Consider the following 20,282-nt stretch of genomic DNA (forward strand, 5'->3'; position numbering starts at 1 on the left):
TATGCCCGTCAGCCGGTACAGGGCGGGCTGATCCATCACAGTGACAGAGGGGTGCAGTATGTCTCGATCCGCTACACGGAGCGCCTGGCAGAGGCGGGTATCGAGCCATCGGTGGGCAGTGTGGGGGACTCGTACGACAATGCCCTGGCCGAGACGATCAATGGCTTGTACAAGGCGGAGGTGATTCATCGCCAGTCCTGGAAGAACCGCGAGGCCGTGGAACTGGCCACGCTGACCTGGGTGGACTGGTTCAACAACCGTCGACTGCTGGAGTCGATCGGCAACATACCGCCGGCCGAAGCTGAAGCGGCGTATTATCGACAACTCGACGAGTCTGCCCTGATGGCATGACTCACACCAAAGAGCCTCCGAGATTCCCGGGGCGGTTCAGTCCGCCATTGCGTGGATGTCCTCGATGCGGTACGCGGGTTTGTCCACATTGCGCGGCTGACCGCCACTCGCACCTTGATATGCCGCATCGGCGGCAACCGTGATGTAGCCTTGCTCCGCCAATCGCTGGGCATACAGGCCCGCGACCTGCTCCTTCACCCCGCCATTCGGGTGCGCCACGACGACTGCGGGATATTTCTTCTCAGGGTCGTAGTTCGCGGGGGTGTAAACGTTGGCGGAAATGTCCAAGCCGTTGAGTTTGTAGGTGACCGGGTGGATGTTGACCTTGCCCGGTTCGTTCTTCGTAATCGCGCCATCGTAGGTCAATGTGAACGGATTCTGCTTGTAGTCCGCTGCCCCGGCCTCGGCTGCCGATATCCCGACCATGGCGGCCAGGAGGGTGGCCTTTATCGTTGTTCGCCGCATATGAATACTCCCGCCAATTCCGGCTTCTGAAGGGCACGGCAGCCATCGCCGTGCACGTTGTCAATCCAGATCTTTCTCTGCGAGGAACGTCGAAACCAGATCCGCGATCTCGACGTTGTTGATATCCGAGAATGGGAAGTGGCTATTGCCCTTGATCCCAATCTCCGGCAGGTGGATGAGCCTTACGTCACCGCCATGCCGGTTCACCGTGTCCCGCCACAGGCGCGCCATCACAAGCCGGGCGCGTCAGCTGTTTTGTGCAGGCAAACGAACCGGCTTGGCGGGGATGTTGTCGCCATAGAAGATGACGATGGGGATGCGGGTCAGCGCGTCGAACTGCGCCTTCGATACGACATGCGCCGAGACTGTGTCGAACGCGCTGGGAATCGGCTCGGGAACCTCCCCCTCGGGAAACACGAAGCTGCTGCCCGGCTCGAACGCCACGATGGCCCGCACCTTGCGGCATACGGATCAAAGGTCCCCCGCTGTGTGGTCACTTTGCCGCCGGCAATCATGCCTCCCTGATCCTTGATAACCAGTGGAGCGTGGTCGCCCGCGTTCGCGACGGCACCGATGCCCAAGACGAAATAGAGGACGCCTGCCTGGGCCCCGGAAAAACACCTTCGGAGGATGTGCTCCATGGATTGCTCACCGCCTGAAATCACAGAGAGCAAGGTACCGCCCTGCTATTGATCGATAAACATCATTAGTTGAATAGCAATGATAACGCTAACGAATAAGTACCGGACGGGAAAGGGGGCATGTTTCACAGTCGACAGCGCAATGAGCGATGGCCGCTTTGGGTCGCCTGCTGCCGCTCACGACTTGCTGGAAACGAATGCTGCTAATCGTCAATTCGGCGTGAGTTGTTGAAGCAACATGCACATGCCAAGTCAGGTGGAATGCAATCAAGCTGGTCAAGTTAGGTGCAATTTCGCGCTCAAGGCGACCAATCCACCCTATGGTCCTCGAGATAGGCATCCACGGCGGCGCCAACGGTGGGGTGGAAAATGTCCGGGCCGAGTTTTTCCATCAGTTCGAACTGCTTGAGCTTGTCCTTGACCGGGTCCTTCATTTCGGCGAAATGGAGTTCGATGCCGCGCTCGTGCAGCTTCCCGCCCAGTTCGCCGAGCATGTCGGCGGAGGTGACATCCACGCTGGTCACCGGCTCGGCCGCCACCACCACCCGGCGTACCGGCGTGGGCGATTCCTCGATGGCTTGCAGGATGCGCTGCTGGAACAGCTCGGCGTTGGCGAAGAACAGCGGGGCATCCCAGCGGAACAGCACCAGCCCGGGCACGCGCCGGGCATCCGGATAGCGTTGCACGTCGTGGTAGCCGCGCACCCCGCTGGCGCGACCGAGGACGGCATAGTGCGGGCGCCAGCCATCCCAGAGGAATTCAATGATCGAGATCGCTACCGCCAGGCCGATGCCGGGGATGGCGCCGTATACCGCGACGCCGACGAAGCAGGTGAACGAGAGCCAGAACTCCCATTGCTGCATGCGGAAGATCCGCTTCAGATCGGTGATCTCGAACAGGCCGATGGCTGCCGCGATGACCACAGCGGCCAGCGCACTGCTGGGCAGGTAGCGCAGCAGACTGGGCGCCGCCAGCAGCAACGCGGCGACCGCCAGCGCACCGATCACGCCGGTCAGCTGGGTCTTCGAGCCTGCCGCTTCGGCCACCGGCGTGCGCGAGGAACTGCTGCTGATCGGAATGCCCTGGAAGAAGCCGGCGGCCAGGTTGGCGATGCCCAGTCCGACCATTTCCTGATTCGGATCCACCTTGCTGCGGGTGCGGGCCGCGTAGGTGCGCGACAGCACGCTGGTGTCGGTGAAGGACACCAGGGCGACCGCGAGACCGCCGAGCAGCACCTCGCTCCAGTCGACGTCGCCGAGCCAGGGCACGGTGAACGCTGGCAACCCTTGGGGGAGTTCGCCCAAGACCTTCACTCCGACCTCGTGCAGGTCGAAGAAACTGACCGCCAGCGTCGCCAGGATCACCGCGACGAGGATTCCGGGCAGGCGCTTGAACGGCTTGAGCAGCAGGATCAGCGCCAGGCAGCCGCCGCCGACCGCAAAGCTGTACCAGTTGGCCTCGCCGGCGAGGATCGCCTGCCCGAGCTGCAGGACATCCCGCAGCGGTCCGCGACCGTCGATGCCGATGCCGAACAGCTTCGGCAACTGGCTGATGAGCACGGCCAGGGCGATGCCGTTCATGTAGCCGTAGCGGATTGGCTTGGACAGGAGTTCGGTAACGAAACCCAGGCGCAGCAGGCCGGCGAGGATGCACACCAGGCCGGACACCACCGCCATCATGCCGGCCAGGGTGATCGCCTTGGCTGGATCGCCTTCGGATGTCACCAGGATCACCGCAAGAATCGGCGCCGCCAGCGCCGAGTCCGGCCCGAGCACGAGGATCCGGCTGGGACCGAACAGCGCGTAGGCCAGCAGCGGTACGATGGTCGCGTACAGGCCGTAGATGCCCGGCACGCCGGAGGCCTCGGCATAGGCGATGCCGACCGGCACCAGCATGGCGGTCAGCACCAGGCCGGCGGCAATGTCGTTCGGCAGCCAGGCGAGACGGTACTGCCTGAGCACCTGCAATCCCGGCAGCCAGCGCAACCACCCCTCTGCGGAGGTGGCGAACGGGGCACTGTCGGGTGGCGGGTCGTCGGATTGCATGGATAAGCTCTCCTCGTTCGGAGCGATGCCACCGCCTAGTGGGGCGGGTCTCCGGCAATGAGGGCGAACGCCATCCCCAGGATCAGGTACACGGCGAGCAACTGGACGCCCTTGAACCAGTCGGAGCGGCCGTCGCCGGCTATCTGCCCGGTAATGAGGATGGACAACACCACCACCAGCACCAGCCCCGGCGGAAAGTCCAGGTCCATGGCTGCCGGACCGACGAACAGGCTGGTCAGCGCCAGTACGGGGGCAACGAACAGGGCAACCTGAACGCTGGAGCCGATGGCGATTGCCAGGGACAGGTCCATTCGATTCTTCATCGCCATGGTGATCGCCGTGGCGTGCTCGGCGGCGTTGCCGAGAATGGCGACGACGAAGATGCCGACAAAGACATTGCTCAGTCCGAGCTGCTGGGTGCTGGGCTCGATGGCCGCCACCAGGATCTCGCTGGCCCAGGCAATCAGGACGGAGGCCGCTCCCAGTACCAGGAGTGCCCTTCCCATCGGCCACGGGACCTGCTTCGGCGTGCCGTCCTCTCCGTTCTCGCTGACGAACTCCCTTGTGTGGGTAATCAGCGAGTACATGAGGAACAAGACATAGACGATCAGCAACACCACGGAAATCGATATGCTCAGATAGTGCGCCCCCTGAGGAATCTTGGCGACGGCGGAGGCCTCGTAGGCCGCCGGCACGACCAGGGCAATGGCGGCAAGACTCAGCAGGGTGGCTTGAGAGCGGGCTCCGGTGGCATTGAAGTGCTGCTCGGGATAACGCATGCCCCCGCAGAGCATGGCTCCACCGAGGACCAGGAGAATGTTGCCGAGTATCGAGCCGGCGATGGATGCCTTGACCACGTCATGCAGTCCCGCCTGCAGCGCGACGATGCCAATGATCAGCTCGGTGGCATTGCCGAAGGTGGCATTGAGCAACCCGCCGACGCCCTCGCCGAAGTGCTCGGCCAGATGCTCGGTGGCACGTCCCAGCCAGCCGGCCAGCGGCAGGATGGCCAGTGCTGCGCTGGCAAAGATCGGCAAGTAGCGATCCGGGGCGAGGTACTCCAGAGCGAGAGTGACCGGGACGAAAATCAGAAGCCAGTTCAGCATGCAGGGCAGCTCCCGGGTAGCGCGCGGAAACGCGCTTTCCCCTGCAATGGATTTGCAGGCAGCGGGGAAAGTGTAGTTTCTCGGTCCACCGCTGGCCGGCGCGAAAATGCCTTGGGTCGACGCCCGCAAACCGCGAGCCTTGTCCGCCCTGCGAGCTGCCGATCCCTCGGGGTGGAAAACCACGCAGGGTTTTCCACCGATGAGCCTCCCGGCCGCATCGCCCTTCGACGGCAAGCCGTCGCCATGGCCGAGGGGAAGGCTGTCCCGGTGCCGGAGCCTCAGGCTCTGGCTGCTTCGCCCGCCTCGTCGGGTTCGACCGGCGCCAGTGCCGGGCGGATCTCGTCGTTCAGCCGCCAGAAGCTGTGCATCACCGACACGAAGTCGGCGAGCGGGCCGAGGAGGGCGCTGTTGACCTTGGCCGCGTCCTGGTCGAGGGTGCGGGCGATGTCCTTGGTGCGTGCCTGGCCGTTGTCGTACAGGAACTGCAGGATCTGGCGCTGTCCCTTGGGCAGTTTGGCCAGCCTGGCCTGCTCCTTCGACAGCGGGTTGGCGGCGCTGGCGCTGGCGGCGAGCGGCGAGGCGGCCAGGGTCTCCATGATGCGCGACTTGCGCGGCGGGGCTGCCTCCATGAGGTCTTCATCCATTTCTACTTCCGGCTCGGCCGCCGGGGCGGGAGGCGCCGGCTGGTCGCCGTTCGGTATCTGGTCGAGCATGGCCGGCTTGATGGTGTAGCGGCCCTGGGCGTCGCGGTCCAGCCACTCCCGGCGCAGGGTGACCAGCGATACCGAGGCCGGTTCGTCCGGTCCCATCGCGTCCATCACCTCGTCCGGCGAGCAGCCCGGGTGGTTGCCGATGTATTCCAGCACCTGCCTGTCCAGCCCGCTCAGGCCGGACAGGGCTGGCGAGGCGGCGGCGGAGCGGGCCGCTTTCGCCGCGGCCGGGGCGGCCGCCGCCCGCGCTGCCGGGCTGGGCGTGCGCGGCGTTTCGGCGGTCCGCGCGGTGGCTGGCGTCGTCGCGCGGCTGGCGCTGGCCGGCGTGGACGGGCGGGCGCCGGCGGGCGCCTGCTTGCCCATGGACATGCACTCCAGCACGTAGTCCCGCACGGTGTAGCCAGCGAAGGTGAAGGGATCGAGCCAGAGTCCGGTCAGGCCCTTGAGCGCGGTGGTGACTTCCGCGCTGCCCAGCTCGGTGTTCCTGGCGATCTGCGCGGCAGTCTGGTTGGGATTGGCCATGATCCAGGCCAGCAGCTTGCGTTCGATCTTGTTGAGCTTGGTGAAGGCTTCGCGCAGGCGGGCGAACACCTGCTCCTTCGGCTCGTCCGGCGCCGGGATCTCGACGGGCGCGGGCGCCGGCTCGGGTTTGGCGGCGGGGGCGGCGACGGCAATGATGGCCGGCTTGGCGACGGGGGCTGCCTCGGCCCGCTTCTGCATGGTCTCCTGCGCCCTGGCGCGCGCCTTGAGCAGCTCTTCGGCCACCCATTGCGGCGGGGCCTTTTCGGTGGTTTCTGCCGGCGGTGTGGGGGCGGGCGGTGGCAGGTTCCCGCTGCGGACGGCAGCCAGGCCGGTGGTGGCGGATGGGCTCGCAGAGGCAGCCGGGCGGGGCGGCTCGACCGGCGCGGCCGCTGCGCGCGGGGTTTCCGCCGGCCGTTCGATTCTTTCGGTCAGAGGACGGGTTGCCACGCGGACGGCGGCTTCCTGCGCGTCCGGTTCTTCCTCGGCCCGTGCTGCGCCTGACGGCTTGATGGCCGCTTGCACCGGCTGTGCGGCGGGCGGTACGGAATCGAGCGCCGGGGCGGCGGCGCTTCGGGCCGTTCCGCGGCGCAGGTGCAGGCGGCCCAGCAGCTCGTACAGCTCCGGGGCGGCGCTGGCCCTGGCAGCTTCGCTTACGAGGGCGATCGCATCGTCCAGCCGGTTGGCCAGGACCAGTTCCTTCACCTTGTTCTCAAGCGTGACGAGATCCGGAACGCCAGCCGTGTCCTTGCCGGTTCCGGGCTGTCCGAGCAGCAGGGCCATCTCCAGGCGCCAGAGGATCTGCGGCGAGGCGACATGGTTTTCGAGGGATTCGCCCAGCAAGTCCTGTGCAAGCGCCTGCTGGCCGGCACTGGTCAGCTGGCGCAGGGCGTCGGCCAGAGCCTTGAGCGAGCCATCGGGACAGGCCTCGTGCAGGCAGGTTTCGAAAGCGGCAAAACTGTGGGTGCGAGCGATGCCCCACAAACGCTCGATGAGAGGTTTGTGCTCCAAACGGGAATACCTATGCGTTGGGGTCGGCAGACCGACGTGGTGCGGGAAAAGCCGCGAACTATACCACGACGGCCCCGGCCTTCCGGCTTTCAGGCCCACTCCTTTTAAGGTCTTTCCCTTTCCCAGCAGCTTTCGCAGGCGCGAATTCATTTGCGATGCTTCCGGTTTTGCCGATGATCGCCGATGAACCCGCTCCTGTGGCCGGCTGGCAAGCAGCCGGCCGAAGGCCTTGAAAGGCGGCCTTCAGGTCACCAGCCGATAGCAGGGCACATAGGGCGTGCCGCCCGGCAGCTTCATCCGGTGCTGGTCGACGAAGGCCTGCAGCAGGTCGTCCAGCGGTCGCATCACCGACGCTTCGCCGTGGATCTCGTAGGGGCCGTACTGCTCGATCAGGCGGATGCCCTTGTCCTTGACGTTGCCGGCGACGATGCCGGAGAAGGCGCGGCGCAGGTCGGCCGCCAGTTGGTGAGGCGGCAGGTCGCGGCTCAGCTGGAGGCTGGCCATGTTGGCGTGGGTCGGGTCGAACGGGCGCTGGAAGACCTCCTCGATGCGCAGCAGCCAGTTGAAATGGAAGGCGTCGTTGCGCTCGCGGCGGAACTGCCTGACCTCCTTCAGCCCGTGGCTCATCTGCCGGGCTACTTCGACGGGGTCGTCGATGATGATCCGGTAGTGGCGCTGCGCGGCTTTCCCCAGCGTGGCGCCGACGAAGGCGTGCAGCTGCTCCAGGTAGGGCGCCGCGCTCCGCGGGCCGGTGAGGATCACCGGGAACGGCAGGTCCTGGTTGTCCGGGTGCATCAGGATGCCGAGCAGGTAGAGGAATTCCTCGGCGGTGCCGGCGCCGCCGGGGAAGATGACGATGCCATGGCCGACGCGCACGAAGGCCTCCAGGCGCTTCTCGATGTCCGGCAGGATCACCAGTTCGTTGACGATCGGGTTGGGCGTCTCGGCGGCGATGATCCCCGGCTCGCTCAGGCCCAGGTAGCGGCCGCCGATGAGCCGCTGCTTGGAATGGGCGATGGTGGCGCCCTTCATCGGTCCCTTCATCACGCCAGGCCCGCAGCCGGTGCAGATGTCCAGTTTGCGCAGGCCCAGCTCGTGACCGACCTTCTTGGTGTACTTGTACTCCTCGACGCTGATCGAGTGGCCGCCCCAGCACACCACCATCTTCGGCTCCACGCCGGGGCGCAGGGTGCGGGCGTTGCGCAGCAGGTGGAAGAGGTAGTCGGTGATGCCCTGGGAGGTGCTCAGGTCGATGCGCAGGCTGTCCAGCTCGCTCTGGGTGTAGACGATGTCGCGCAGGGCGCTGAACAGCATCTCGCGGGTGCTGGCGATCATCTCGCCGTCGACGAAGGCGTCCGCCGGCGCGTTGAGCAGCTCCAGGCGGACGCCGCGATCCTGCTGGTGGAGGCGCACCTCGAAGTCCTGGTAGGACTCGAGAATGGTCTTGGCGTTGTCGGTGCGCGCGCCGGTGTTGAGGATCGCCAGGGCGCACTGGCGGAACAGCGTGTAGAGGCTGCCCGCCCCGACTTCGCTCAGTTGCTGGACTTCGCGCTGGGACAGCGTTTCCAGGCTGCCCTTGGGGCTTACCGAAGCGTTGATTCTATTTCTTGAGTCCATTTTCGGTCCCCTGTGAACGATGCCGGCGGCCGGAAGAGCCGCCCGCATCAGGATGGTGAGCGCCGAATGCGCTCGCGCGCACGGGCATTCTCTCCGCCGGCCGGGCGAAACGGCAAACCTCGCGGCGGGATCGCCGGCGGCCGGGGCATCTGTGCCGATCTTACGCTGGGCTTGGGTGAAACGGCGCGAAAACGATGCGGCGAGCGGCGGCTGCCGGCGCGCTTGCGCGAGCGGGGTTCGTCCGTCGTCCGCCCGGCGGGGTGGCACCGGTTGTCACAATTCGCCGCCCATAATTCTGTTCATCGAGTGCGCGCAGCAATGCAGGCAGGTGGCGGATGGACAAGATGGATGTGGTCGAGTCGCTGGGGCAGATGCAGTTGCTGCGCCCGGCATGGATCAAGGCGGCGCTGGCGGCGAACGACCGGCTCAAGCTCTATCTCACGCTGCTGCAGGCCGCCGAGGCCCACGCCGAGCGGCCCGATGCGCCGCCTTTGGAACTGGCGCGGGAGTTCGCCACCGCGCAGGTCGCCGCCTCCTGGCTCAACGAGCTGCCGGCCGGCGCCTGCCGCGAGGGGCGGCGGCTGCACCTGCCCGAGTTCCTGCGCCTGGCGGCTCTGCTGCACGACGACCTGCGGGTCATGGCGCGGCCGTTGGCCGACGGCGGCGACCCGCTGCTGCTCGGCCGGGTGGAGAGCTGGTGCGGCTGGCTCGACGCGCTCACCGACGACAGCCTCGACGCGGACCAGCTCCGCGCGCTGACCAGCGGCAAGCGTGGCGACGAGGACAGCTTCCACCTCTTGGTGATGGACCTGCACAAGGCGCTCAACCACCTGGCCGCTGAGCTGACCGACGAGCGCATCGACGGCGCCCACGTCTGGCAGCTGGACGAAGCCGACCGGCCGCGGGTCGCCGCCTTCATGCGCGGGCTCAACCGCACCCGTGCGCTCAAGTTCGACCATCCCGGCCTGGACACCGCCGCCACCCGCGACGGCGGACGGCTGCTGCTGCAGAACGACATCGGCACCAACGACGCCCATGTGCTGGTGATCCAGGTGGAGGAGCTGGCCGTCAGCCTGACCTATTCCGACCTGCACGCCCGGCGCTTCGCCTTCTTCCAGACCATGCTGGCCGAGCTCGGCGCCGCCTGGTCCGCGCCGGACACGCGGGTCAGCGCCGGGCTCAACGCCGGCGAGGCCTACCAGGTCGGCACCGCGACCTTCGCCTGCGCCGACGAGCAGGCGCTGCAGCAGGTGCTCGAGGGCATCGGCGCGCGGATCGTCTTCCTGATCGACTGGAACCGCGCCCGCAAGCGCCTGCTGCCGTTCGTCTCCAAGCCCGCCGCCGTGGCCATCCTCGGCGAGGCGGCGCGGCGCGAGGTCGGCCACATGGGCTGGCTGGCGGCCGGCGGCGAGCAGCTGATCTACGGGGCGATGCAGGGACTCGGCGAGGACTGCTTCCATATCGGCGACCGTCTCGACCAGGTGATGGGCGCGGCGCAGGCCGAGGAGTTCCTCCTCGAGGTGCTGGCGCTGGCCAGCCAGGGCATGCGCCAGCGCCAGGCGCTGCCGCTGATCGCCGACGAGACGCGGCTGCTGCTGGTCCGCCACATGCGCCGGCGGCGCGACGAGTTCGACCTGCTGACCGGCCACGCGGCCTACTGCCATGCCATCGCCGAGGCCCTGCGCGACGCCCTGGCCCATGGCTGGCAGAGCGACCGCAAGGCCGCCGCCAGGCTGGCCGAGCGCGCCAAGCAGTGGGAGCGCCAAGCCGACCTGCTGGTGATGCATTCGCGCACCCGCGCCGAGCGCCATCCGCGCTGGGAACCCTTCACCCGGCTGATCGAGGGCGCCGACGACGTGGCCGACGCGCTGGAGGAGGCGGCCTTCCTGCTCTCGCTGATCGCCGACGACCATCATCACGGCTGGCATGGCGCGGTGCAGCGGGTGATGCAGCAGCTCGCCGACGCGGTGCTCGAGGCCATGCAGGACCACGTGAAGGCGCTGGCCATCGCCTGCACTTTGGGCGAGGACAGCAGCGGCGAGGACCACGACGAGTTCGTCGCCGCCCTCTGGCGGGTGGTCAACGCCGAGCGCCAGTGCGACAACCTGCTGCGCGAGGCGCGCCGGGCGCTGGCCGGCAACGTCGGCGACGCCGCGACGCTGGTCCTCGCCACGGACTTCGCCGAGGCCCTGGAGCGGGCCAGCGACAAGCTGCTCGCCACCGGCTACGGCCTGCGCAAGCTGGCCTTCAGCCGCGTCGGGGTGGGCTCGTGAACGCCCCGCAGACGGCCGTCGAACGCGACGGGCTGTGCCTGATCCAGTCCATCGGCGACGGCCGGCCCCTGCCCGCGGCGGCCAGCCCGGCATCCCTCGGCTTCAAGGCCTGGAACCTCGCGCGGATGGCCGCGCTCGGTCTGCCGGTACCGCCGGCCTTCGTGCTCGGCACTGGCTGGTGCGGGCGCGCGCAGGAGGTTGGGCCGGAACTCTGGGAGCCGGCGCTGGGCGAACTGCAGGCCTTCACCGGCCTGCGCCTCGGCGACAGCCGCCATCCGCTGCTGCTGTCGGTGCGCTCGGGGGCGCCGGTGTCCATGCCGGGGATGCTGGAAACCCTGCTGAACATCGGCCTGAGCGACGCGACCCTGCCCGGCCTGGTGCGCCTGACCGGCAATCCGCGGCTGGCCTGGGATGCCTACCGGCGGCTGATCGCCGGCTACGGCGAGGTGGTCGTCGGGATCGACGCCCGGCACTTCGAGGCCGATCTGGATGCGCTGCGCGGCGAACGGGACGAGCGCGAGCTGGACTTTGCCGAGCTGCGCGAGCTGGCCGGTCGTCATCTGGCCAGCTACCGGCGCGAGGCCGGCGAGGCCTTTCCGCAGGATGCCCGGGCGCAGCTGGGCGCGGCCATCGGCGCGGTTTTTGCCTCCTGGAACAGCACCAGGGCGCGCGCCTACCGCGCGCTGCACGGCCTCGACGAGGCGATGGGCACGGCGGTCACCGTGCAGCGCATGGTCTTCGGCAACGCCGGCGGGCTGTCCGGGGCCGGGGTGGGCTTCACCCGCAACCCGAGCAGCGGCGAGCCGGCGCCCTGGGTCGACTTCCTGTTCAACGCCCAGGGCGAGGACGTGGTCAGCGGCCGGCACAGCGCCCCGGGCCACGACGAGCTGGCCGCCGTCGCTCCCGTGGTCTGGGACGAGCTGCTGCAGGCCTGCGCGACGCTCGAGCGGGATTTCGGCGACATGCAGGACTTCGAATTCACCGTGCAGGACGGCCGCCTCTACCTGCTGCAGACCCGCAGCGGCAAGCGCACGCCCCAGGCCGCCGCGCGCATTGCCCTCGACCTGTGCGACGCCGGGCTGATCGCCCCCGAGGTCGCCCGCGAGCGAACCGCAGGGCTGGACGAGCGCGCGCTGGCGCTGCGGGTGATCGCCGCCGGCGAAGGCCAGACCCTGCAGCCGCTGGCCCGCGCCGCCAGCGCGGCGAGCGGGGTGGTCGGCGGCGAGATCGCCCTGGACGAGGTGGTGGCGCGCCGGCGCAAGGCCGCCGGCGCCGCCGTGGTGCTGGTGCGCCGCGACGCCGAGACCCGCGACATCGCCGCCCTCGACCTGGCCGACGGCCTGCTGACCCAGCGTGGTGCACGCACCTCCCATGCCGCCGTGGTGGCGCGGCAGATGGGCAAGGTCTGCCTGGTCGGCTGCGAGCGCCTGGCGATCGACGAGGCGGGCCGCAGTCTGCGCATCGGTGAACGGCTGCTGGCGGAGGGCGAGCCGATCACCCTGGACGGCAACGAGGGTGTGGTCTACGCAGGAGTGGCGAAGCTGGAGGAGCGGGTGCCGGAAGGATTGCTCGAACGGCTGGCGCGGCTGCGCGATGTCCCCGGCAATGCCCGGCCCGATTGAGGGTCGGCATTCATCTCGACGCCTGCGGCCAGGTGACGGCGCCTCACGCTTGAGGACGGGAAGCAGGCGTCTGCATTTCCTCACCGATCCGTAGGGTCTGTTGACGTTTTGGCGTGAGCCGCGTTGCTGCGTCAAATGCCGCCAGGCAAGGCGCGGGGCGCCGGCAATGGTCATTCCCTTGCCAAGTCCCGCAACGCCGCATGGCGGCATTTGCCGCGCAACCCGCAGGGACGGGGCCCGTTTGGCGCAGCACGGCGTCGCTCGTCGTTCATTTGGAATGACCAAACTTCTCTCCTCGCTCCTTGTTCTGCGCCAAACGGGCCTCCGTCGCGTCCTACGCCAAAACGTCAACAGACCCTAGCATCTCGCCCGGCATCTTCCGGAAACCTCGCCGGCCACCCTGATGGCATCGCCGCATCCGGATGGCCGGGCATGGATATCCGCATGAAGACGATCACGTTCGCCACGCCCATTTTATCCTTTCAGATAGTGCGGGAATTTTGATACTGTTTTACTATCTTGCGGGCTGTGAAAAATGGATCGATCAGGGAAGAGCAAGGGCGCGATGGTCTCGCGCCTCGCGCGTCGAATAAAAGCGGCAGCAAACCAGATTCGGCCAGATTTCTAGCTGCTAGCGATAATGTTCTTCGTATTCTCCACATCTTCTTCATTGCAGATCTCTTCGGTGAGTGAATAACGGAACTGTGCCCAGCGCTCAGAGTGCAAGTGTCGGGCGCTCGACTTCGTGCAAATCTAGAGCTTGTACGAGAAGCCGGATCAATACTCGGCGTGCAGATCAAGAGCGAAAGTTGGAACTGCTTCATGGGGCAGCCCTTGCTGGAGTATCTGGATGTTGGGCCGGAGTTTCGTGCTCGCCTTGAAGTCGCTTTTTGAAAGAAGTGTATAACTATAAACAAGGGTCAAACTTTTCAAGGATGCCAGCATCATGTCTTCAACTGCCTTTGTCGAGGGTGGTGTTTATACAAGGCGCGTTGTTCCCTTTGTCGCAGGTGATGGCCGTTCGCTGAACCTCGTCAATATAAGTTCTTCCGAAAGGATGCCCGACAAAGGTCCCGTGATCCTGGTGCATGGAGCTGGTGTTCGGGCTTCGATATATCAGGCACCCGTGGAGACGGACATCGTGGATGCACTGATAGCCAGCGGATACGATGTCTGGCTGGAAAACTGGCGTGCCAGCATCGATTTCGAGGCCAATCTCTGGACGCTTGACCAGGCTGCTCTATTCGATCATCCGGCAGCAGTGCGCACGATCATCGCTGAAACCGGGGCCGAAACGGTAAAGGCCGTCATCCACTGCCAGGGATCGACCAGTTTCACCATGTCGGCCGTTGCCGGACTGTTGCCTCAGGTTTCAGTCATCGTCAGCAACGCCGTCTCGCTGCATCCGGTGGTGCCCAGGTGGTCATCCTTCAAACTGAACCGGATGTTGCCGCTGGTCAAACTGATGACTCAATACCTCAATCCTCACTGGGGAATAGAGGCGCCTACGCTGGCAGCCAAGCTGATCACCCTGATGGTGAATATGACCCATCACGAGTGTGACAATCCCGTCTGCAAGCAGGTCAGCTTCACCTATGGAAGCGGATTTCCGGCACTCTGGCGGCATGAGAACCTCGATGACGAGACCCATGAGTGGATTAAATCCGAGTTCGGCGCCGTACCGCTGCGCTTCTTCGAGCAGATAGTTCGCTGCACCAGCCGGGGCAATCTGGTATCTGTCGAGGGATTTCCGGAGCTTCCCGAGGATTTTGCATCCTTTGCGCCCAAAACAGAGGCCCGGTTTGCCTTTCTCGCGGGTGAAAAAAATCTTTGTTTCCTGCCGGAAAGCCAGGTTAAGAGTCATGAGTACTTTTCCAAATGGCGCCCGGATTATCACGCATTGCATGTGTTGCCTGATTACGGCCATCTGGATGTGTTCATGGGGAAAAACGCGGCCCATGACATATTCCCATTGATCATTCATGAACTCGAAAGGCAATAAGCAACATTTGTTGCAGTGCTTCACGATCAAGGACCAAGGAGAGACTCGTTGTTCGACAAGATTCCGGAGCGTATAAAAGACTACGCTGGCCGTTTTTCGCTGGTTGATGGTGTTCCGTTCAGGTTGCCTGTGGCGGCCACCAATTCTCCGGCCTTGATGGCCATATTTCCAATCGATGCGGAGAAGGCCAGGGCATTTTTGCCCAAGGGCATACATCCGTTGCGCCTGTGGAAGAAAGCCCTGCTGATCGTGACGGTCATCGACTACAGGGAAACTCCCATCGGCAAGTATGTCGAGTACAGCATCGCCATTGCCTGTACCCATGGCAGGAAGCCTGCTCCCAGGTTGCTGCCGGCCCTGTTCATGGATTTTTTCAAGGCTGGGCAGTATGTGGTCGACCTTCCGGTCTCCTCCGAAATTTCCGTGAAGGGGGGAAAAGGCATATGGGGCATGCCGAAGCACCAGGGCCATCTGAACTTCAATATCTCGGAAGAGCGCATCAGCAGTCAGTATGACCTGGATGGGAAGCTGGTTGCCTATGTCGAGATCGAGCCTCCGAAAAAGACCTGCATTCCCGTGCGGACGAAGGCTGCCAACTACTGCTCGTTCCGCGGCATGTTGATGAAGTCGGACATCTTTCTCGATGCCCGCTGTGGTGTTCGCCTGTTCCGCAATGCCAAGGCCCGCTTTGTAATCGGCGATCACCCGCGTTTGCAGGCCATGAAAGAGCTGGAAATCGGCGATGCCATTGCCACCGTATTTTTGCCCTCGATCACCGGGACCCTGGATGATCATGTCGAAAGCTGGTTTCTGGATTTCGATCAGCTGCCGGAAAAGGCTCCGGAAGGAATGGAGTCGGTTGTCGACCTGAGCCTGAGCGAGGACTGGCTGTCACCGCCTGCCGCGCCGATTCCCCCGCATGCAGACGGCAGGCACTAGCCCATGTCCAAACCTGCCAATTCGTTGCCACAGGGCGCGGCCGCGTCGAGCCCCGATGGACCCCGAAGAGCCCTGATCCTGCCCGGAGGCGGATTGCGCCTTTCCTATGCGGCCGGTGCCTTGTCGGAGATCTTTGCGCGCGGACTCACTTTCCAGCACATGGATGCCACCTCCGGTGGAGCGCTCAATCTGGCCATGCTGTTCTCGGGGCTGGGCATCGAGGAGATCTGCCGGCGCTGGCGGACGCTGCGCATGCGGGACACCTTCTCCATGATGCCGCTGGCCAATTATCTCCTGCCTTCGAGATTCATGGCCGCCAGCGCTTCAAGATCCTTCCGCGAGAAGGTTTATCCGCATCTGGGCATCGATTTCGAAAGAATCAGAGCTGTAGAGGGTATCCAGGGAACCTTCAATCTCTGTGATTTCTCGACCAAGACGAACCGGGTCATCCCTCATCGGGAGATGACGGAGGATTTTCTGGTCGCCAGCATGTCGCTACCGGCAACCTTGCCGCCCGTCGAGATCGACGGTGTTCATTACCTGGACTCGGGGTTCATCCAGGACGCCAACCTGATGGAGGCGGTGCGGCGGGGCGCTGGCGAACTCTGGCTCATCTGGGTGATGGGCAATGTTCCGCACTACCGCAGCGGCCCGCTGAACGCCTATGTGCAAATGCTGGAGATGAGCGCCAACAGCGCGCTTATTAAAGAAATGCAGCACATCCGCGAGATAAACGAGCGCATTGCTCGTGGAGAGCAGCCTTATGGCCACCGGCAGCCCATCAGGCTCCATCTGATCAAGCCCAGGCACCCCCTGCCTCTGGACTTGGCTCTTTATACCGGCGCCATCACCCATGACGAGCTGATTGAAATGGGACGGGCCGATGCGCGCGACTATTTCGCCAGCATGACCCCCGAAGGCGTTCCACTCGAACCTGAGACGTTGAAAATGACAGCACAGAATCCCGGCTTGCAGTTCAAGGAAACCATGGCAGGCGGCTTTGCCCTGGGTGTTGGCGAGGCGGCGGAAGGGCAGGCCAGAGGCAAACGGCAGAACCAGCGGCTGGTCATGCATGCGGAGGTTCGCATCGATGACATGAGCGCCTTCGTCAGGGACCCCGAGCACAGGGGGCAACTGACGGGAAGCATCGACTTTGCTCCGCTGGGAATGGGCATGCGGGCGAGCACAGGCGTATTCAACCTGTTCAAGCCTACCGATGATCCCGGCATGACCTTCATGGTTTATGAACTGGGCTTCCAGCACGAAGGCAAGGATTACTATCTGGCCGGCCGCAAGGAAGTGCGCAACGGCTCGATCTTCAGGCTGTGGCCGGAAACCACCACCCTTTACACCCGTCTCCATGAGGGCACGGACGCGAGCGGTCCGGTCGTGGGTGCCGGGACACTGAGCCTTGGCGTGACGGATCTGATGAGGCTGCTATCGACCGTCCGCATCACAGAGGCGAATGGCCTGTCGGCACGCCTGAAAACCCTGTGCAGCTTTTTCACCTTCTTTGCCCGGTCGCTCTGGGATACCTACGTAAGACATACCCGGAAATCGGCAACGCCTGTGAATGGACTCTCCGAAAACCCTGTCAAGGGATCTCAAGAATAAGATGAGCATCAAGTATGACTACGAAGCTGTCGTGATCGGCAGCGGTTTCGGCGGCTCGATCAATACCTGCCGCCTGGCCAAGCGCTGGCCGGGAGCGGTCCTGCTGCTGGAGCGTGGCAGGCGTTATCCGATGGGCTCGTTTCCGCGTTCTCCCTACGATATAGCGAACAGCTTCTGGAACCTGCTTCCCGAGCAGAGGATGCGGCCAAAAACCATTGCCGCTCAAGAGGCTCACGGGCTGTTCGACATCAGAAACTTCGATCATATCGATGCGGTCGTCAGCGCCGGACTGGGGGGCGGTTCGCTGATTTACGCCAACGTGTTCCTGGAGCCTCCCGAGGAGGTATTCGACGACAACTGGCCTGCAGCAGCCAGGAAAGAAGCCTTGCAGCCGTACTATGCCGTCAGCAAGGAGGTATTGGGGGCGAGGCCGGTACCGCAGAGCAGCGATCCGCGGCGCAAGGTCATTCGCACCGAGCTGTTTCAGGCGTTTGCCCAGTCCGAAGGACGTGAGTCGAAGCTGCTGGACATCAACGTTTTCTTCGGCAACGACTTCGAGAATCCGACCGCCATCGGCCTTCAGGAGAAGAACCGCTACGGCGCGGTGCAGACTTCCTGCGTGTACTGTGCGGAATGCGATCTGGGGTGCAATACGCACTCCAAGAACTCCCTGGATCTCAACTACCTGCATGTGGCCGAGCACCGCTATGCGGCCCGCATAGAAACCGAAGCGCTCGGGCAGAAAATCGCTCCCCTGAACGAGCGGGGCGAGGAAGATCCGTCGGCAACCGGGGAGCATGGCTACCGGGTCTACTGGCTCGATCTCAAGAACGGGCATGTCGAGTGCAGCGCCCTGAGCCGTCGAGTGGTGGTGTCCGCCGGTACGCTGGGTTCCACCGAACTGCTGATGCGCTGCCGGGATCTTCACAAGACGCTGCCCGGCATCAGCCAGCAACTGGGACAGCACTTTTCCGCCAACGGGGATTTTCTCTCCTTCGTGATCGATGGAAAGAAACCGGCCAATCCGAACTATGGCCCGGTCATCACCCAGGGTACGGATTACAACCTGCTCAAGGATTTCGACCGCAAGCACGCCTTCATCCTCGAGGATGCCAGTTATCCGAACTTCGCCGCCTGGTATACCGAGGGCATCCGGCCCGGACTTTCGCACTTCCATGCCTTCGTGCGCACCGTGCGGCTGATGGCTTCTCGTTTCCTGCAGGGCCTCGGTAGCGGGCATATCGGCTATGCCTTCAATGAATTGCTCAAGGGGAGCCTTTCCTACACCAGCATCGTGCTGTTGTGCATGGGGATCGACAAAGGCAACGGTGTGATGAGTCTTTGCAAGGAAGGCTTCATCCACGTGAAGTGGCCCTACCGGGACAACAGGGGCCTCTACGACGCCATCGAACGCATGGGCAAGCGCTTCCGGGACTGGACTGGCGCCAAGGTCTTCGTGCCTCTGCCGAACTGGCTATGGCCCATGAAGCGTAACGTGACCGTGCATGCGCTGGGCGGCTGCCGTCTGGCCGACAGCCCGCAGCGGGGCGTGACCAGTGCGGCGCCGGAAACCTTTGGCCAGGTGTTCGGTTATCAGGGGCTCTATGTGGCCGACGGCGCCTTGCTGCCCAGCGCAGTGGGGGCAAATCCGGTGGCGACCATCAGTGCGCTCTCGGAGCGGGTGGCCGAGGGCATCACCGGGATCCGCCCCACGGCGGATCTCTGACTGAAGCGGCTTTTCAAGGTACCCGGGCAGGGAAGACAGGTACCTGGTCGGCAGACGCGACGTCTGCCGGCACTCTGACCGTGCCCGGGGCAATCGAGCAACGTCTGCGCGCCGAACATTGGCCGCATCAGGACTGGATTCTTTATGGAACATTTTCCCGAATACGATGAGATCCATGTGATTTCGGACATTCACATGGGCGGTGAAACCCACGACTTCCAGATTCTCCGGGAAACCGGGCGACTCGCCGGCTATATCGGCTGGGTGGGTCAGCAATGTCCCGAAGGGCGGGTGGCGCTGGTACTCAATGGCGATGTGTTCGACACCCTGGCCGAGCGCTCCACCGGATACATCGCCATCGAGCGGGCCGTGGAGGTCGTCGGCCGCATCATGGGCGATCCTTCCTTCAGCGGCATCTGGGATGCACTGGCGCGTTTTGTGGCGCTGGATGGGCGGACCCTGGTATTCGTCATCGGCAACCATGACATCGAGATGTCCTTTGCCGGCGTGCAGCGGCTGATCCTCAACCGGCTGGCGGGAGACGATTCGCTGAAGCGCGGACGGATCGAGTTCTCCACCGTGGGCGCCGGCTACAGCTGCACGGTCGGCGGCGCCAGGGTCTACTGCACCCACGGCAACGAGGTGGATGCCTGGAACTACAACCACTACGAGAGTCTGGCCAGGGTCGGACGGCGGCTGAATGCCGGCCTCGGTTTCGATCTGCGCGAGTGGCGGCCCAATGCCGGAACGCGGATGGTCAAGGAGGTCATGAACAGCGTCAAGGAACGCTACAAATGGATCGATCTGCTGAAGCCGGAAACCCAGGCGGCCGTCGGTACGCTGGTGGTGCTCGATCCCGCCCAGGCGAAGAAGGTTGGCGATCTGCTGTCCATCTTCGGAGAAAAGGTGCTCAGCGAAAAGGACATGAACCAGCGCCTTTCCGCCGATGAGCCAGTCTCCGGATCCCCGGGTCCGCTCGGCGCCGCCACGCCGGTCAAGGAGCCGTGGCTGGGGCCGAACCTGGGAGAAGCCTCCTCGGTGCAGGCGACTGCCGATGTGGATAGCCTGCTGCTTCAGGCCGAAAAGAATCTCGGCAAGCCTCTGTCCCAGTTGGCGGAGCAGGATGGCCAGCTGGGAACCGGGCAGTTGATCCTGGACCGCCTGACCGGCTGGATGCGCAATATCACCAAGGACGAAGCCCTGCGCCGGGCCTTGAAGGACTGGCTGGCCGACGACAAGAGCTTCGATCTGCAGGATCGGGACGACACCTTCAAGGCGGTTACGGCCAATGTCGGACAGTCCGTCAACTTTATCGTGACGGGGCATACCCATCTGGAGCGGGCGATCGACATGGGGGGAGGCCGTTACTACTTCAACTGTGGCACCTGGATTCGGCTGTTGCGCTTCAGCCAGTCCATGCTCAAGGATCAGGGCGCCTTCAAACCCGTCTACGACGTATTGATGGACGGGCGCATGGAAACCATCGACAGGGCGACATTCGGAGACGCTTCCTTAGTCATGAACCAGACCAGCGCCGTGTCCATCCGCCAGGAAGGGGGGCAGGTCGTAGGTCGCCTCTACCATGTACTGGGCGACGGTACGGGGACTCCCGAAGAAATCCAGCGATTCGCGAGGCCCTGA

The 20,282-nt window shown here is 64.5% G+C and carries 12 protein-coding genes and 2 pseudogenes; 8 read left to right on the plus strand and 6 right to left on the minus strand.

The features are described from left to right. Positions 1 to 351 (plus strand): integrase core domain-containing protein (locus tag EV691_RS13655; RefSeq protein ID WP_165901256.1); only part of this gene is annotated, 351 nt, incomplete at its 5' end. Between the two features lie 39 nt (positions 352 to 390). Here EV691_RS13655 and EV691_RS13660 read toward each other — a convergent pair. From EV691_RS13660 to ppnN, 6 genes and pseudogenes are all read right to left on the minus strand, one after another. Next, positions 391 to 816 (minus strand): annotated as a pseudogene (locus tag EV691_RS13660) (alpha/beta hydrolase); the annotation flags it as partial. A gap of 60 nt (positions 817 to 876) precedes the next feature. Continuing rightward, positions 877 to 1,275: pseudogene (locus tag EV691_RS13665) on the minus strand (alpha/beta hydrolase family protein); the annotation flags it as partial. Positions 1,276 to 1,756: 481 nt separating this feature from the next. After that, positions 1,757 to 3,502, minus strand: coding sequence for a SulP family inorganic anion transporter (locus EV691_RS13670; RefSeq protein ID WP_131297449.1), 1,746 nt, complete (start codon positions 3,500 to 3,502; stop codon positions 1,757 to 1,759). Positions 3,503 to 3,537: 35 nt separating this feature from the next. After that, positions 3,538 to 4,608, minus strand: coding sequence for a calcium/proton exchanger (cax, locus tag EV691_RS13675; RefSeq protein WP_131297450.1), 1,071 nt, complete (start codon positions 4,606 to 4,608; stop codon positions 3,538 to 3,540). Between the two features lie 278 nt (positions 4,609 to 4,886). Next, entirely contained in the window at positions 4,887 to 6,848 is a 1,962-nt protein-coding gene (locus EV691_RS13680; protein WP_242672479.1) for a hypothetical protein, read from the minus strand. A 243-nt stretch (positions 6,849 to 7,091) separates the two neighbouring features. Then, a complete protein-coding gene (gene ppnN / locus EV691_RS13685; protein ID WP_131297452.1) occupies positions 7,092 to 8,465 on the minus strand; it encodes a nucleotide 5'-monophosphate nucleosidase PpnN in 1,374 nt (457 codons plus the stop codon). Positions 8,466 to 8,800: 335 nt separating this feature from the next. Between ppnN and EV691_RS13690 the strand changes: the two genes are divergently transcribed. The 7 genes from EV691_RS13690 to EV691_RS13720 all read left to right on the plus strand — a co-directional run bounded on the left by EV691_RS13690 (position 8,801) and on the right by EV691_RS13720 (position 20,282). Then, entirely contained in the window at positions 8,801 to 10,738 is a 1,938-nt protein-coding gene (locus EV691_RS13690; protein WP_131297453.1) for a DUF47 family protein, read from the plus strand. Beyond that, entirely contained in the window at positions 10,735 to 12,360 is a 1,626-nt protein-coding gene (locus EV691_RS13695) for a PEP/pyruvate-binding domain-containing protein (RefSeq protein WP_131297454.1), read from the plus strand. Before EV691_RS13690 ends, EV691_RS13695 begins: the two co-directional genes overlap by 4 nt. Before the next feature lie 946 nt (positions 12,361 to 13,306). After that, positions 13,307 to 14,362 (plus strand): lipase family protein, encoded by a 1,056-nt coding sequence (locus EV691_RS13700; protein ID WP_131297455.1) that lies wholly within the window; start codon positions 13,307 to 13,309, stop codon positions 14,360 to 14,362. 48 nt (positions 14,363 to 14,410) lie between these two features. Next, positions 14,411 to 15,301: an acetoacetate decarboxylase family protein gene (locus EV691_RS13705; RefSeq protein WP_207390139.1), complete on the plus strand. Its 891-nt coding sequence runs from the start codon at positions 14,411 to 14,413 to the stop codon at positions 15,299 to 15,301. A 3-nt stretch (positions 15,302 to 15,304) separates the two neighbouring features. After that, the gene (locus tag EV691_RS13710) at positions 15,305 to 16,915 is read left to right on the plus strand and encodes a patatin-like phospholipase family protein (RefSeq protein ID WP_131297456.1); all 1,611 of its coding nucleotides are present in this window, start codon (positions 15,305 to 15,307) and stop codon (positions 16,913 to 16,915) included. Between the two features lies 1 nt (position 16,916). After that, positions 16,917 to 18,641 (plus strand): GMC oxidoreductase, encoded by a 1,725-nt coding sequence (locus EV691_RS13715; protein ID WP_131297457.1) that lies wholly within the window; start codon positions 16,917 to 16,919, stop codon positions 18,639 to 18,641. Between the two features lie 144 nt (positions 18,642 to 18,785). Continuing rightward, on the plus strand, positions 18,786 to 20,282 hold the full coding sequence (locus tag EV691_RS13720; protein ID WP_131297458.1) for a metallophosphoesterase: 1,497 nt from the start codon (positions 18,786 to 18,788) through the stop codon (positions 20,280 to 20,282).

Origin of the sequence: Azotobacter chroococcum, from assembly GCF_004339665.1 — a bacterium.
Lineage (GTDB): Bacteria > Pseudomonadota > Gammaproteobacteria > Pseudomonadales > Pseudomonadaceae > Azotobacter > Azotobacter chroococcum.

Coding starts and splice junctions, on each gene's coding strand:
- EV691_RS13670 (WP_131297449.1), bottom strand. CDS start 3,502: ATGCAATCCGACGACCCGCCACCCGACAGTGCCCCGTTCGCCACCTCC.
- cax (WP_131297450.1), bottom strand. CDS start 4,608: ATGCTGAACTGGCTTCTGATTTTCGTCCCGGTCACTCTCGCTCTGGAG.
- ppnN (WP_131297452.1), bottom strand. CDS start 8,465: ATGGACTCAAGAAATAGAATCAACGCTTCGGTAAGCCCCAAGGGCAGC.
- EV691_RS13690 (WP_131297453.1), top strand. CDS start 8,801: ATGGACAAGATGGATGTGGTCGAGTCGCTGGGGCAGATGCAGTTGCTG.
- EV691_RS13700 (WP_131297455.1), top strand. CDS start 13,307: ATGTCTTCAACTGCCTTTGTCGAGGGTGGTGTTTATACAAGGCGCGTT.
- EV691_RS13710 (WP_131297456.1), top strand. CDS start 15,305: ATGTCCAAACCTGCCAATTCGTTGCCACAGGGCGCGGCCGCGTCGAGC.
- EV691_RS13715 (WP_131297457.1), top strand. CDS start 16,917: ATGAGCATCAAGTATGACTACGAAGCTGTCGTGATCGGCAGCGGTTTC.
- EV691_RS13720 (WP_131297458.1), top strand. CDS start 18,786: ATGGAACATTTTCCCGAATACGATGAGATCCATGTGATTTCGGACATT.